This window comes from Methylobacterium gossipiicola (assembly GCF_900113485.1).
Lineage (GTDB): Bacteria > Pseudomonadota > Alphaproteobacteria > Rhizobiales > Beijerinckiaceae > Methylobacterium > Methylobacterium gossipiicola.
In genome coordinates this window covers 96,835-111,386 of record NZ_FOPM01000008.1, presented here as the reverse complement: position 1 = coordinate 111,386, position 14,552 = coordinate 96,835, and the positions used below count along the sequence as shown (strand labels likewise).

At 66.9% G+C, this 14,552-nt stretch carries 11 protein-coding genes; 2 read left to right on the top strand and 9 right to left on the bottom strand.

Annotated elements, in window-relative coordinates; all coding sequences use genetic code 11:
* Positions 1-151 precede the first annotated feature (151 nt).
* The 8 genes from BM249_RS09205 to urtA form a co-directional block, all read right to left on the bottom strand.
* Positions 152-1,204: an aliphatic amidase gene (locus tag BM249_RS09205; RefSeq protein WP_091971105.1), complete on the bottom strand. Its 1,053-nt coding sequence runs from the start codon at positions 1,202-1,204 to the stop codon at positions 152-154.
* A gap of 241 nt (positions 1,205-1,445) precedes the next feature.
* Positions 1,446-1,763 (bottom strand): FmdB family zinc ribbon protein, encoded by a 318-nt coding sequence (locus BM249_RS09200; RefSeq protein WP_091971103.1) that lies wholly within the window; start codon positions 1,761-1,763, stop codon positions 1,446-1,448.
* Between the two features lie 2 nt (positions 1,764-1,765).
* Positions 1,766-2,995, bottom strand: a complete 1,230-nt coding sequence (fmdA, locus tag BM249_RS09195; protein ID WP_091971101.1) for a formamidase — start codon at positions 2,993-2,995, stop codon at positions 1,766-1,768.
* A 117-nt stretch (positions 2,996-3,112) separates the two neighbouring features.
* Positions 3,113-3,802 (bottom strand): urea ABC transporter ATP-binding subunit UrtE, encoded by a 690-nt coding sequence (urtE, locus tag BM249_RS09190; RefSeq protein WP_091971266.1) that lies wholly within the window; start codon positions 3,800-3,802, stop codon positions 3,113-3,115.
* An 81-nt stretch (positions 3,803-3,883) separates the two neighbouring features.
* A complete protein-coding gene (gene urtD / locus BM249_RS09185) occupies positions 3,884-4,669 on the bottom strand; it encodes an urea ABC transporter ATP-binding protein UrtD (protein ID WP_091971100.1) in 786 nt (261 codons plus the stop codon).
* An 8-nt stretch (positions 4,670-4,677) separates the two neighbouring features.
* Positions 4,678-5,826: an urea ABC transporter permease subunit UrtC gene (gene urtC / locus BM249_RS09180; protein WP_091971098.1), complete on the bottom strand. Its 1,149-nt coding sequence runs from the start codon at positions 5,824-5,826 to the stop codon at positions 4,678-4,680.
* Positions 5,827-5,839: 13 nt separating this feature from the next.
* Positions 5,840-6,766, bottom strand: a complete 927-nt coding sequence (urtB, locus tag BM249_RS09175; protein ID WP_091971096.1) for an urea ABC transporter permease subunit UrtB — start codon at positions 6,764-6,766, stop codon at positions 5,840-5,842.
* Between the two features lie 155 nt (positions 6,767-6,921).
* Complete coding sequence (urtA, locus tag BM249_RS09170; RefSeq protein WP_091971094.1) at positions 6,922-8,181, bottom strand: urea ABC transporter substrate-binding protein; 1,260 nt, start codon at positions 8,179-8,181, stop codon at positions 6,922-6,924.
* 206 nt (positions 8,182-8,387) lie between these two features.
* Here urtA and BM249_RS09165 point away from each other — a divergent pair, with 206 nt between their 5' ends.
* Positions 8,388-11,795 carry a hybrid sensor histidine kinase/response regulator gene (locus BM249_RS09165; protein ID WP_091971092.1) on the top strand — a complete coding sequence of 1,136 codons (3,408 nt, stop codon included), beginning with the start codon at positions 8,388-8,390 and terminating at the stop codon, positions 11,793-11,795.
* Positions 11,788-12,693: a response regulator transcription factor gene (locus tag BM249_RS09160; protein ID WP_091971090.1), complete on the top strand. Its 906-nt coding sequence runs from the start codon at positions 11,788-11,790 to the stop codon at positions 12,691-12,693. Before BM249_RS09165 ends, BM249_RS09160 begins: the two co-directional genes overlap by 8 nt.
* 15 nt (positions 12,694-12,708) lie before the next feature.
* On the opposite strand, the gene BM249_RS09155 is transcribed toward BM249_RS09160, so the two are convergent.
* Entirely contained in the window at positions 12,709-14,178 is a 1,470-nt protein-coding gene (locus tag BM249_RS09155; RefSeq protein WP_091971088.1) for a methyl-accepting chemotaxis protein, read from the bottom strand.
* Positions 14,179-14,552 lie beyond the last annotated feature (374 nt).

Below are 14,552 nucleotides of genomic sequence, written 5' to 3'. Positions count from 1 at the left end.
AAATCCCCGACAAAAGGTTAGGTGCTGGCGTTTCTTCCTGATCGCGCGTCAAACACTCACGCCTCGTTCAATGAGGCATCGGCGACGCCCCGACATCGGCCCGGCGAAACACATCCAACGGGCCGATACTTATCGAGGGAAATCGATACCGTCAGGCTGAGTCCGGCGGACCTTCGCCCTTGCCGACGAATGGGATACCGTCGATGGGACATTCCTCGGTGCCGACTCCCTGACGGGTAATGGCCCGCACGGCATCGCGGGTGGCATCGGGGTCCTCGATCCAGCGGCGGTAGAAGTCGTACGGGCATTCGGACAGCCCGTGACGGTTCTCCTTGGAGTTGATCATGCCGGTGTAGCCGCGGTGCAGCAGCTTGAAGAGGTGGTTCTCGGACTGACCGTGGGCCCGCGCATCCCGAATCAGGAACTTCGACAGGGCCGCGTATTGGATGCCCATCTCCTCCTCGCCGCACTCGCCGAGCGTGCGCCCGTCGAAGCCGACGATGGCCGAGTGGCCGAAATAGGAATAGACCCCGTCGAACCCCGCTGCGTTCGCCACGGCCACGTAGGTGTTGTTGGCGAAGGCCATCGCCTTCGACATGAGGATCTGCTGTTCCTTGGCCGGATACATGTAACCCTGGCAGCGGACGATGAGTTCGGCCCCCCGCATGGCGCAGTCGCGCCAGATCTCGGGGTAGTTGCCGTCGTCGCAGATGATGAGACTGATCTTGAGGCCCTTCGGCCCGTCCGAGACGTAGGTGCGGTCACCCGGATACCACCCCTCAATGGGCGTCCAGGGCATGATCTTGCGGTATTTCTGTACGATCTCGCCCGCATCGTTCATGAGGATGAGGGTGTTGTAGGGCGCCTTGTGCGGGTGTTCCTCGTGCCGCTCGCCGGTGAGCGAGAACACGCCCCAGACCTTGGCCTTGCGGCAGGCGGCGGCGAAGATCTCGGTCTCGGCGCCCGGTACGGTGGTCGCCGTCTCGTACATCTCGGCGGCGTCGTACATGATGCCGTGGGTCGAGTATTCGGGGAAGATCACGAGGTCGAGGCCGGGCAGGCCGGATTTCATGCCGACCACCATGTCGGCGATGGCCTGAGCGTTCTCCAGCACCTCCATCTTCGTGTGGAGGCGGGGCATCTTGTAGTTCACCACTGCAACGCCGACGCTGTCGGCGCTGGACGAGATGTCTCCGTGCATCATGGCGCGATTTTTCCCTCATGAATTTCGGCGGATGCGTACATCCCCTCGCCCCGCTTACGGGGAGAGGGCCGCGTTTCCCCCCTGTCGGGGAGCGCGGCGAGGCGGCCGCTGAAGGTGAGGAGCGTCGCCGCCGGAGCCTCATCCGATCGCGCGTCCTTACCCTCGCTGCGGCTTCGCCTCCGCTTGCCACGGCCCCGGCGAGGGGGCCGTGGCCCTCTCCCCGCAAGCGGGGAGAGGGAGGTCAGTGGCTGATCATCCACGGCCGCGCGTTGGGGAAGCTCTTGGCGGCCGGCTGCGTGGTCTTGGCCTTCGCCCCGGAGCAGCAGCCGCATCCCGCCCCGTGCCCGGACGATCTGCGCGGCGCGTGCTGGCTCCGCTCGTTGGTCGCGTACGCCTTGCGGCGCCCGGCATCCATGGAAGCGAGGTTGGGTGCCGTGAGGAAGGCGCGCCCGCATTCCGCGCCGCAATCGGGGCAGTCGTGGGGATCCTGAAACTGCGCCATGGGGCGCAGGACCGTGAACGGCCCGCAGGCCTCGCAAGCGTAATCGTAGACCGGCATGATCAAAGATCCGGCGAGAGCGGCATCTGGATCGAGCCGTCCAAAAACTTCGTCGGCCCGTCGGCGCCGGGGTTGATGTCGAAGTCGAAGATCTTCGTGGGAATCCACAGGGTCGCGCAGGCGTTGGGAATGTCGACCACGCCCGAGATGTGGCCCTGGACCGGCGCCGTGCCGAGGATCGAGTAGGCCTGGGCGCCCGAATAGCCGAACTTCTTCAGGTACTCGATGGCGTTGAGGCAGGCCTGGCGGTACGCCACCGTGACGTCGAGGTAATGCTGCTTGCCGTGCTCGTCGACGGAGACGCCCTCGAAGATGAGGTGGTCGTCGAATTTCGGCGTGATCGGCGACGGCTTGAAGATCGGGTTCTTGATCCCGTACTTGCGCATGCCGTCCTTGATGATGTTGACCTTGAGGTGGACCCAACCGGCCATCTCGATGGCGCCGCAGAAGGTGATCTCGCCGTCGCCCTGGCTGAAATGCAGGTCGCCCATGGAGAGGCCGGCGCCCGGTACGTAGACGGGGAAGTAGATCTTCGAGCCGCGCGACAGGTCCTTGATGTCGCAATTGCCGCCGTGCTCGCGTCCCGGCACCGTGCGGGCGCCCGTGGCCGCGGCCTTGTCGCGGGCCTCGCCCTTGAGCCGGCCCATATGGGCGGTGGGGGCGAAGGGGAGGGTGGCCAGCGCCGGCACCCGGTTCGGGTCGGTGTCGAACAGCGCCTTTTCGCGGGTGTTCCAGGTCTCCAGCATCTTCGGGTCGGGTAGGCAGCCGATGAGGCCGGGGTGGATCAGGCCGGGGAAGCGCACGCCGGGGACGTGGCGAGATTTCGTGAACATGCCCTCGAAGTCCCAGATCGACTTCTGGGCCAGGGGAAAGTGCTCGTCGAGGAAGCCGCCGCCGTTCTTCTTGGAGAAGAAGCCGTTGAAGCCCCACTGGCTCTCCGGCATGGCGCCGATGTCGAGGAGATCGACCACCAGAAGGTCGCCGGGCTCGGCGCCCTCGACGCCGATGGGGCCGGAGAGGAAGTGCACGATGGAGAGGTCGATGTCGCGCACATCGTCGGCGGAATCGTTGTTCTTGATGAAGCCGCCGGTCCAGTCGTAGGTCTCGACGATGAAGTCGTCGCCGGGCTTCACCATGGCGACCATGGGGATGTCGGGGTGCCAGCGGTTGTGGACCTTGTCGTTGTCGTAGGCCGATTGCGTGAGATCGACCTTGATCAGCGTCTCTGCCATCGTGGCGTACTCCCTTCCCTGGGTTGAGGACATGCGTCCCCGTTCGCGCGAACCGGCGATCCGGCACCGCGCAAGAGCGATCGGCTTTGGAGGGGGCCTGACGCGGCCCCCGGAACGTCAGACCGAGAGGAAGCGGGCGACCTTCGCCTCGTCGATGTCGGCGCGCAGCGACTCGTGGACGATGTGACCATTCTCGATGACGAGAACCCGGTCGGCGACATCGAGGGCGAAGCTGAGGACCTGTTCGGAGACCACGATGGAGAGGCCGCGCGCGTCGCGGATTTTCTTGAGGGTGCGCCCCATCTCACGGATGATCGACGGCTGGATGCCTTCCGTCGGCTCGTCGAGGAGCAGAACTTTCGGCCGGCTCGCGAGCGCCCGCGCGATGGCGAGCTGCTGCTGCTGGCCGCCCGAGAGGTTGCCGCTGCGCCGGCCCTTCATTTCGAGGAGTACCGGGAACATCTCGTAGAGGTCCCCCGGCACCCGACGCTCGTTCGTCACCGTGAGCCCAGTTTCGATGTTCTCCTGCACGGTCATGGCGGAGAAGATCATGCGGCCCTGCGGCACGTAGGCGAGGCCCTTGGCCACGCGCTGGTGACTCTTGAGGGCGCCGATCTCGGCGCCGTCGACCGCGATGGAGCCGGACTTCACCGGCACGATGCCCATGAGGGTCTTCATCAGCGTGGTCTTGCCCATGCCGTTGCGGCCCATGACGGCGACGATCTCGCCGGGGGCGACCGCGATGTCGAGGCCGTGCAGGACCTCGCTCTGGCCGTAGGCGGCGTGGAGGTCGCGGATCGCCAGCATCGGGGGACCGGCCTGGACGAAGGGCATGGGGGGAACGGGGGAGGGGCTGGGAATGGTCTGGAGCATGGCGCTTAAGTCCCCTCAATGGCCGAGATAGACTTCGATGACCTTGGGGTCGTTCTTCACCCGCTCCATGGAGCCTTCCGACAGCACCTTCCCCTGGTGCAGCACGGTGACCCGGTGCGCGATGTCCTCGACGAACTTCATGTCGTGCTCGATGACCAGCACCGAGCGGCCGACGATGATGCGGTTGAGGAGTTCGGCGGTCTTGATGCGCTCGCCGACGCTCATGCCGGCCACGGGCTCGTCGAGCATGAGCAGTTCCGGGTCCTGGATCAGCAACATGCCGATCTCGAGCCACTGCTTCTGGCCGTGGCTGAGGAATTCGGCCCGCTCGGCGAGGTGATCCTTCAGGAAGATCATGCCGGCCACCTCCTCAATGCGGTCGCGGACCGCCGCGTCGCGCTTGAAGGTGAGCGCCCCGAGCACCGAGCGGCCGCGCGGATAAGAGATCTCGAGGTTCTCGAACACCGTGAGGTCGTCGTAGATCGACGGCGTCTGGAACTTGCGGCCCACCCCGGCCTGCACGATGGCGCTCTCGGACAGCTTCGTCAGCTCCTGGCCCTTGTAGGTGATGGAACCGGAACTCGCCTTAGTGCGTCCGCAGATGAGGTCGAGCACCGTGGTCTTACCGGCGCCGTTGGGGCCGATGATCACCCGGATCTCGTTCGGATCGACGTAGAACGACACGTCGTTGACCGCCTTGAAGCCGTCGAACGAGACGGTGAGGGCTTCCACGGCGAGGAGGAAGTCCTTTTCCGCCGGGTCGGCCCCGATGGGGTGCGAAGGGAGGAGGGCGGCGTTCATGGGCGATCCTACTCGGCCGCGTGGGGCAGGGCGGTGGGGGCGGATTCCGGGGCCTTCGCGCGCCGGGTCAGGCGGGGTTCCACGTAGGTCCGGTAGATGCCGGCCAGACCGTTGGGGAAGGCGAGGACCACGAGGATGAACAGGCCGCCGAGGCCGAACAGCCACAATTCGGGAAAGCTCTCCGAGAAGGTGGTCTTGGCCCAGTTGACCAGCAACGTGCCCCAGACGGCCCCGAACAGGGACAGGCGCCCGCCGACGGCGGCGTAGATCACCATCTCGATGGACGGCACGATGCCGACGAAGGAGGGCGACATGAAGCCGACCTGCAGGGTGAACATCGCCCCCCCGATGGCGGCGAACACGGCGGCGAGGCAGAACGCGAAGGTCTTGAAGCCGGCGACCGAGTAGCCTGAGAAGCGGACCCGATCCTCCTTGTCGCGCATGGCGACCAGGATGCGCCCGAGCTTCGACCGCTTCACGTATTGGGCGAACAGGATGCAGGCCACCAGAAGGGCACCGTTGACGAAGTAGAGGATGTTGTGGGCGCTGTCGGTGCGGATGTCCCAGCCGTTGAGGGTGCGAAGATCCGTGATGCCGTTGATGCCGCCGGTGTAGCCCTGCTGGCCCACGATGAGGATCGTCAGGATGGCGGCGATGGCCTGGGTGATGATGGCGAAGTAGGTGCCGCCGACGCGGCGCCGGAACATGGCGGTGCCGACGACGAAGGCGAACAGGGCCGGTACCACGATCACGGCGATCAGGGTGAAGGGCAGGCTGGCGAACGGCTTCCAGAACCACGGCAGTGCGGTGATCTGGTTCCAGTCCATGAAGTCCGGGATGCCGGGCGTCGACTGGATCTTGGTGTTCTCGACGCTGGAGGCCTCCAGCTTCAGGTACATGGCCATGCAGTAGCCGCCGAGGCCGAAGAACACGCCCTGGCCGAGGGACAGGATGCCGCCGAAGCCCCAGCAGATGACGAGGCCGAGGGCCACGAAAGCATAGCTGAGGTACTTGCCCGCGAGGTTGAGCCGGAAGGCATCGAGGCAGAGCGGCAGCACGAGGAAGATCACGGCGGCCAGCAGCGCGAGGCTCACCCACTCCATCGGCTTCATGAAGGGGTTGTCGTGGACGGTCGAAGGGGAGGCGGGGCGGATCATCGGGGCAGGCTCCTCAGCGCCGGACCTTGAGGGTGAAGAGACCTTGCGGCCGCAGCATCAGGATGCCGACGACGGCGAGGAGGGTGATCACCTTCGCGGTGGAGCCGGACAGGAAGAATTCGAGGGTCGACTGGGTCTGCGAGATCGAGAAGGCCGACGCGATGGTGCCCAGAAGCGAGGCGGCGCCGCCGAAGACCACGATGAGGAAGGTGTCGACGATGTAGAGCTGGCCCGAGGTCGGCCCCGTGGAGCCCACCATGGTGAAGGCCGAGCCCGCGATGCCCGCGATGCCGCAGCCGAGGCCGAAGGTGAGGCGATCGACCTTTTCGGTGTCGATGCCGACCGCGCCCGCCATCGGCCGGTTCTGCACCACGGCCCGGACCTGGGCGCCGAAGCGCGAACGATACATCAGGAGGGCGACGCCGAGGGTGATGAGGGTGGTGATCGCCATCACGAACATGCCGTTGATGGGAATTTCGATGGAATCCGTCACCTGCACCGAGCCGATGAGCCAGCTGGGGAGTTCGACGCCGACCTCACGCGCCCCGAAGACCGTGCGGTAGGTCTGCTGCAGGATGAGCGACAGCCCCCAGGTGGCCAGCAGCGTATCGAGGGGGCGTTTGTAGAGATGGCGGATCAGCGCCCATTCCACCAGCATTCCGAGCGCCCCGGACGCCACGAAGGCCAGCGCCATGGCGACGAAGAAGTAGGCGGGGAACAGGGCGGGCAGGTGGGTCTGGAAGAAGCCCGAGCACAGGTAGGTGACATAGGCGCCGAGGATCATGAACTCCCCGTGCGCCATGTTGATGACCCCCATCTGGCCGAAGATGATCGCGAGCCCCAGGGCCATCAGGGTGTAGACCGAGAACAGGATCAGCCCGGCAAAGCCCTGCATCACGAAGATCGAGCTGAGGTCCGTGAGCGAATAGTCGCCGAACATGTTTTGAGCTCCAGAGGCAGACGGCGCGGACTTCGCAAGCATCGGGCCGTTGAGGTCGAGCGCCGGCTCTTTGAGAGGGGCACAACAGGCGCCCTCTCCTGAAAGAAGAGGGGCCCCGCACCGCCGGAACGGGCTCCGGCGGCGGCTTGCGGATGCTACTGGTACCCCTTCGGGAACGGGTCCGGCTTGATCAGCTCGGGGCTCTCGTAGACCACCTCGAACTGGCCGTTCGGCAGGGCCTTGGCGACGCGGGTCTTCGACCAGAGGTGATGGTTCGGGTCGATTCTGACATAGCCTTCCGGCGCCTCCTTGAATTCGAGGCCGGGGGAGGCGGCGACCACCTTGTCGACGTCGAAGGAGCCGGCCTTTTCCACCGCCATCTTCCACAGGAACGGCCCGAGATAAGCGGCCTGGGTCACGTCGCCGATGACGGTCTTGTCGCCCCACATCTTGTGGAAGGCGGCAACGAACTTCTCGTTGTTCGGGTTCTTGAGCGACTGGAAGTACTTCATGCAGGAGTACGCCCCCGCGATGTTGTCGCCGCCGATCCCGTCAATCTCGTCTTCCGTCACCGAGATGGTGAGCAGGAGCTGCTTCGACAGGTCGATGCCGGCGGCTTTCAGCTGCTTGTAGAACGCCACGTTCGAACCGCCGACCACGTCGGTGAAGATCACGTCCGGCTTCTTCAGCTTCAGCTTGTTGATCACCGAGTTGAACTGGGTGTGGCCCAGCGGGAAGTATTCCTCACCCACCACGGTGCCCTTGAGGACGTTCTCCACGTGCTTGCGGGCGATCTTGTTCGAGGTGCGCGGCCAGATGTAGTCCGAGCCGATGAAGAAGAACGTCTTCGCGCCCTTCTCCTTGTGGATCCAGTCGAGGGAGGCCAGAATCTGCTGCGTCGCCTCCTGGCCGGTGTAGAAGACGTTCTTCGATTGCTCGAGACCCTCGTAGAAAGTCGGGTAATACAGCAAGCCGTTATACTGCTCGAACACCGGCAGCACCGCCTTGCGCGATGCGGAGGTCCAGCAGCCCATCACGGCGGCGCAATGGTCGTTGACGAGGAGCTTCTTCGCCTTCTCGGCGAAGGTCGGCCAATCGGAGGCGCCGTCCTCCTGCACGATCTTGATCTTGCGTCCGAGCACGCCACCCGCGTCGTTGATCTGCGAGATGGCAAGCTTTTCCGCCTGCTGCGCCCCCGTCTCGGAGATTGCCATGGTGCCGGTCAGGGAGTGGAGCACGCCCACCGTGACCTCGGTGTCGGTCACGGCGAGGCCGGTGGTGTTCACCGCGGCGGTGGCTGGCGCCGCCGCGAAGCTCGTGCGTGGCATCAGGGCCATGGCCGGCAGGCCGGCGAGGCCCATGAGGAGCCTGCGCCGCAGCGCCGATGGGAGCCCGTTGCCCTGATCCTCTGCCATCGTGACCGAATCCTTGTCATCTGTCGTCGCGCGGCCCGTCGTGTGGCCGTGGATCGATGGGCAAAGGCTAGGCCGTGCCGCGCGAGGTGGTCGATACGCAGTCTTGCGTATGGAGCGGTGGCGCGGGGAGCCCCATCGTCCGGGACTTTCGGCGGCGCGGGGCCGTTTCATGCTACTCCGTTCCGACGCCAGCCCGCCCCGACGCCATGTCCGATCCTCAGCGCATCCTGCCGATCCGGCGCGACTACAACCGTTTCGTCGCCGACGAGACGCTGGAGGATTACGCCTTACGCTTCACCGCCAAGGCGGCGCGGCGCTGGTCGGGCCTCCGGGTGGCGCAGACGGCCCTCGGCTCCGTGTCGTTCCTGGCGCTGGAAGCCATCGGCGGCACCCTGGTGCTAGGCTTAGGCTTCACCAACACCCTGGCGGCCCTCGTGGTGGTGGCGCTCATCATCTTCGCGACCGCCATCCCGATCTGCGCCTACGCCGCCCGGCACGGGGTCGATATCGACCTCCTCACCCGGGGGGCGGGCTTCGGCTATATCGGCTCGACGGTGACCTCTTTGGTCTATGCGAGCTTCACGTTCCTGTTCTTCGCCATCGAAGCGGCGATCATGGCGACCGCCCTGCGGATGAGCCTCGGCCTGCCCCTGGCGCTGGGCTACCTCGTGAGCGCCGTCGCGGTGATTCCCCTGGTGATCTACGGCATCACCCTCATCAGCCGGTTCCAGATCTGGACCCAGCCCCTGTGGATCGTCCTCAACCTGCTGCCGCTCGCCTTCATCGTCGGGCAGGGCGGCGCGCCGGTGGACACCTGGCTCGGCTTCCCCGGGGAATCGGGAACGAACGGGTTCGATCTCGCCCGGTTCGGCCTCGCCACCGGCATCCTGCTGGCGCTCCTGGCGCAGGTGGGCGAGCAGGTCGATTTCTTGCGCTTCGTGCCGACGCCGGAGCCGGGCCGCGAGGGACGCTGGTGGGCCGCCGTCCTCACGGCGGGCGCCGGCTGGATCGGACCGGGCTTCCTCAAGATCCTGCTCGGCTCGTTCCTCGCGGTGCTGGCCCTCCACCACGGTGTGCCGGCCGAGTCCGCAGCCGAGCCGACGCAGATGTACGCCGTGGCCTTTGGCTACGTGGTGGCGCCCGGCCCCTGGGCCATCGGCCTCATGACCGTCTTCGTCCTCGTCTCGCAGATCAAGATCAACGTCACCAACGCGTATGCGGGCTCCATCGCCTGGTCGAACTTCTTCTCGCGCCTGACCCATAGCCATCCGGGTCGCGTGGTCTGGCTGGTGTTCAACGTCGCCATCGCGCTCCTGCTCATGGAACTCGGCATCGACAAGACCCTGGCGAGCACCCTCAGCCTCTACGCCGTCGTGGTCTCGGCCTGGGTCGGCGCGATCAGCGCCGATCTCGCCGTCAACAAGCCGCTGGGCCTGTCGCCTCCCGGCATCGAGTTCAAGCGGGCCCATCTCTACGCCATCAACCCCGTCGGCACCGGCGCCATGGTGCTGTCCATCCTGACGGGCTTCTCGGCGCATCTCGGCTGGCTCGGCGCCACGCTCGCCCCCTTCGGCCCCCTGCTGGCCCTCGTCGTCGCCTTTGCCGCCGCCCCCGTCATCGCCTGGGGTACAGGCGGGCGCTACTACCTCGCGCGAACCCAGAAAATCGACTGGAACGGGGCCGCCGCCATCACCTGCCGGGTGTGCGAGCACCCGTTCGAGCCCGAGGACATGGCCCCATGCCCCGCCTATGGCGGCGCCATCTGCTCCCTCTGCTGCTCCCTCGACGCCCGCTGCGGCGATCTGTGCAAACCTCATGGCCGCCTCGACGCGCAGGCGCAGGGGCTCCTCGCCCGGTTCCTGCCGGCCCGGACCGCCGCCTGGCTCGGCGCGCCCCTCGGCCGCTACCTCGCGCTGATGCTGACCCTGGTGAGCGCCGTCGCCCTCATCCTGGGCATCGTCCATGCCGGAGCGGTCTCGGAACATCCCGAACACCGGGCGACGCTGGCCGCCGCGCTGACGAGCGTGTTCCTCATCCTCATCGTGATCCTCGGCATCGTCGCGTGGCTGTTCGTGCTCGCCCAGGAGAGCCGCCACGTCGCCCTGGAGGAGACCGCCCGGCAGACGGGGCTGTATCAAGCCGAGATCGCCGCCCATAAGGTCACGGACGCGAAGCTCCAGGCAGCCAAGGAGGCGGCCGAGGCGGCGAACCTCGCCAAGAGCCGCTACGTGGTGGGCATCAGCCATGAGTTGCGCACCCCCCTCAACGCCGTGCTGGGCTACGCGCAATTGCTCGAGGGCGACCCCACCATTCCGGCGCCCCGCCGGAACGGCATCCGGGTGATACGGCGCTCGGCCCAGCACCTGTCCGGCCTCATCGACGGCCTCCTCGACATCTCGCGCATGGAGGCCGGCCGCCTTCAGATCCACCGCGACGAGATCCGGCTCGGCGATTTCCTCGACCAGATCGGCGACATGATCCGCCTGCAGGCGCAAGGCGCCGGCCTCGAATTTCGCTTCACCCGGCCCGAGACCCTGCCGGCGGTGGTGGCCACCGACGAGAAGCGCCTGCGCCAGATCCTGCTCAACCTCCTGTCGAACGCCGTGAAGTTCACGCCGAAGGGCCACGTCTCCCTCGACCTCGCCTACCGCAGCCAGATCGCCGTGTTCACGATCCGGGATACCGGCCTTGGCATCCCGGAAACCGACCTCCAGCGGGTGTTCGAGCCGTTCGAGCGCGGCACCATGGCGGCGGCCCTCACCACCCCCGGCACGGGCCTGGGGCTGACCATCGCGCACCTGCTGGCACAGATCATGGGGGGCGAGATCACCGTCGAGAGCAAAGTCGGGGAGGGCACCTGCTTTCGCCTGCGCCTCATGCTCGCCTCCGTGGCGCGGCCGAAGCCCGTGCGGGCGGCGCAGGCGGCACCGGACGCGTCCCGGACCTATACGGGCGCGCGGCGCACCATCCTGGTCGCCGACGACGACGCCGCCCATCGCGGCCTCATGCGCGAGGTTCTCGAACCCCTCGGCCTGCGGGTGATCGAGGCCGCCGACGGACCGGCCTGCCTCGCGCTCGCCGCCACGGACCCGCCGGACCTGTTTCTCCTCGACATCGCCATGCCGGGCATGACCGGCTGGGTCCTGGCCAGAACCTTGCGTGAGGCGGGCTACACGACCCGGATCGCCATGATGTCGGCCAACGTCCACGAGATCAGCCCGTCGCGAGGGCAGGATGCCCCGCACGACGCCATCATCGCCAAGCCGTTCGACCTGCGGGATTTCCTGGAAGTCGTCGCCGGGTTGCTCGATCTCGCCTGGACGGAGCGGGCCACCGTACCCGCCCGGGACGCGGCAGCGCCGCTCTCCGAGGTTCTGCCGCGACCGGAGGATGTCGCCGACCTCCTGCGCCTCGCCCGGATCGGCCACGTGCGCGGCCTCGCGGGCAAGCTCGACGCCATGGCGGAGACGGCCGATCCGCCCACGGCCTTCGTCGCGCGCCTGCGCGGCCTTGTGGAAGGCTACGACCTGCGCCGCGTCCTGAGCGTTCTGGAAGAAACGCGGGCATCGGGCCTCGAAGGAGCGCGCGCGTCGGAGCCGACCGGCGATGCCTGAGCCCCAGCGCGACATCGTCCTGGTGGTCGACGATTCCCCCGAGACCCTGAGCTTCCTCACCGACGCCATCGAGCGCTCCGGCGCCACCGTGCTGGTGGCGGTGGCGGGCGATCTCGCCCTGGCGCTCGTCGATGAGATCACCCCCGACATCATCCTGATGGACGCGGTGATGCCCGGCATGGACGGGTTCGAGACCTGCCGGCGCCTCAAGGCGAAGGGCCCCCTCGCTCACGTGCCGGTGATCTTCATGACCGGCCTGTCGGAGACCGAGCACATCGTGAAGGGCCTGGAGGCGGGCGGCGTCGATTACGTGACGAAGCCCATCGCGCCCGACGAGATCCTGGCGCGCATCCGGGTGCACCTCGCCGGTGCTCGCGCGGCGCAGAGTGCGCGAGCCGCCCTCGACACCGCCGGTCGCACTCTGTTCGCCGTGGACGGGCAGGGCGCGATCCTATGGGCGACCCCCCAGGCGGCCCGTCTTCTCACCGGCCTCGCCCCACCGGACGGCGCCGGCCTGCCGCCCACGGCGCGGGCGTGGCTCCTCGCCTGCCGCGCCGGTACCGCCTCCGCCCCCCTGACCCTCGCGGACGGGGCGGGGATCGCCTACACGCTCAGCCTCATCGGCGGCACCGGCGACGAGATTCTCCTGCGCCTCGCCCGAGACTCCGGCGAAGCCGGGATCGAGCGCCTGCGGGCGCGCCTGCCCGTCACCGGCCGCGAGGCCGAGGTGCTGCTGTGGTTGTCGCGCGGCAAGGCCAGCCGCGATATCGGCGAAATCCTGGGCCTCAGCCCCCGCACGGTGACCAAGCACCTGGAGGGCATCTACGCCAAGCTCGGTGTCGAGAACCGCACGGCGGCGTCCCTCATCGCGGCGCGCCACCTCCAGGATCTGGAATAAGAGGCCGCCGGAAGCTCAGCCGAGGGCGCGGGCCGCGCCGTTGACGGACTGGATCGAGGCGTCGACGTCCTTCGCGGCCCGGGCGATGTCGTCCATGGTACGCCGGATGAGCTCGACGCTCTGGGCCGCGTGCTGCATGTTCACCGACATGTCGCGGGTCACTGCCGCCTGCTCGGTCACCGCCGAAGAGACGCTCAGCGAGATCTCGCTGAGGTGGCGGATACTCCGGCCGATGGCCTCGATGGCGTGCACGGCCTGATTCGTCGAAGCCTGCACGGCGGCGATCTGGGTGCCGATCTCCTCCGTGGCCCGCGACGACTGGTTCGCCAGCGCCTTCACCTCGGCCGCCACCACGGCGAAGCCCCGCCCCGCCTCGCCGGCCCGCGCCGCCTCGATGGTGGCGTTGAGGGCGAGCAGGTTGGTCTGGTCGGCGATGGAGCGGATTACCTCGACGACTTCGCCGATCTTGTCGGCCGACGCCGTGAGGCCCGACACGATGGCACCGGCCTCGCTCGACCGAGCCACGGCTTCGTCGGCGGCGCCCTTGGCCTCGACGGCATGGCGACTCAACTCTTCGATGGAGGCCGAGAATTCCTCGGCGCCGGCGGCCACCGCCTGAACGTTGCCCGAGGTTTGTATCGTCGCCTCGGCATTGGCGTGCGCTTGCCGGCTCATGTCGGCGATCGCCCCGGTCACGAGTCCGAGATCCCGCTCGATGCTGCGCTGTCCGTCGCGCCGCCGATTCCGCTCGTTCACGGCGGCGGTCATGTCGGTGGCGAATTTCACCACCGCGTAGGGCTTGCCGTCCGGGCCGAGGATCGGATTGTAGACGGCCTGGATCCAGACCGAGGCTCCCCCCTTGGCCATGCGGCAAAACTCTCCCGCCCGGTGTTCGCCGGCGGCCAGGCCCCGCCAGAACGTCGCGTAGTCCGGGCTGCCGCGCTCCTCGGGACGGACGAACAGGCTGTGGTGCTTGCCCCTGATCTCGTCGAGGCGATAGCCGAGGGCGGCGAGGAAGTTCACGTTGGCATCGGTGACGACGCCGTCGGGCGTGAAATGGATGACGGCCTGGGTCCGGTTGATCGCCGCGATCTGTCCCTCGTAGGCGATGTTGCGCAGCTTCTGCGCCGTGATGTCTGTGGCGAGCTTGATCACCCGCACCACCTTGCCGCCCCGGTTCAGCACCGGATTGTAGGAGGCTTGAATCCAGATCTCGCGACCGCTCTTCGAGGTCCGCTTGAACTCCCGCGCCTGGAACTGACCGGCGCGCAGGGCGGACCAGAACGCCGCATAGGCCGGGTCCTCCCGCTGCTGGGGCGAAACGAAGAGGCTGTGATGCCGCCCTCGAACTTCGGAAAGAGGGTATTCCATCAGGTCGAGGAACAGTTGATTGGCCGTCAGCACCGTCCCGTCCGGGCTGAACTCGATGCGGGCCTGGGATCGATCGATGGCGTCGAGCGTCGCGCGGTTTCCCATGTCCAGCATCACGACATTTCCCCCAGCCACCGCCCGCGATGCCCTTCCCGTCGTGTAGAGGGACGGCCTTAACGAGCCGTTATTTTTCTCAATAATAGCCAAACAACCCTGATGAAACGCCCCCTCTATACTAAAGCAGGGATCACAACCCCGCCGAGCGACGCAGATCACGAACGCGCGATAGCACCAAATACAAATTCGACATCTCACACTATACGCACGGACGAGAAAGTAAGACCAAAAATCTCCTCAATCCTACCCAGCGGTCCGGGAAATCGAGGGCTTGCGCTCAGCCTGAAATTGGCATGAAATGCTTCGCTACAACTCAGCCGACATTGACCGGCGCATTTCGAAAGGCGGGATCATTCGGCAGCATTCCCTCC